The following is a 457-nucleotide window of genomic DNA, read 5'->3' on the forward strand; positions in this document are numbered from 1 at the left end:
TGAATTGGATGAAGTGGTAGAAGCTCTGAATAACCGCCCTAAAATGCAATCAGTGATCATCACAGGCCGTGGAGCGCATCGAACTTTAACGGACATGGCCGATACCGTGTCTGAAGTTCGTAACGTTAAACACGCTTTTGAGTCTGGTGTAAAAGCTCTGCAAGGTGTGGATTGGTAACAGCCTTTCGACTAGAGATCCCCGACTCGGTCATTCTTCCCTCTCGAGGATGACGACTCTTCAGTGTTACTCCCCTAAATAAAGGACTAGCACCGATCGTCATTCCCTAATGCGAGGGACGAGCTTCATAGGGAATCTCTCTTGGGTATTATCGGCAGCCAAACAAAAGCGCCATTCCTCGTAATAAGGAGTGGCGCTTTTTATATGCTATTTATTTAAAATAGTGATTAGTTAAACAAGCCTTTGAGTAAACCATTAACTGCATCTCTAGTTTTCTCA

1 protein-coding gene is annotated in these 457 nt (G+C 44.4%); it reads left to right on the forward strand.

Annotation, left to right across the window (positions count from 1 at the left end; genetic code table 11):
• Positions 1-178, forward strand: a 178-nt coding sequence (locus AB4232_RS15445) for a cob(I)yrinic acid a,c-diamide adenosyltransferase (RefSeq protein ID WP_372087468.1), incomplete at its 5' end; no start/stop codon positions are given.
• Positions 179-457: the final 279 nt, after the last annotated feature.

Source organism: Vibrio sp. 10N.286.46.A8, assembly GCF_041470165.1.
GTDB classification, from domain to species: Bacteria; Pseudomonadota; Gammaproteobacteria; order Enterobacterales; family Vibrionaceae; genus Vibrio; species Vibrio tasmaniensis_A.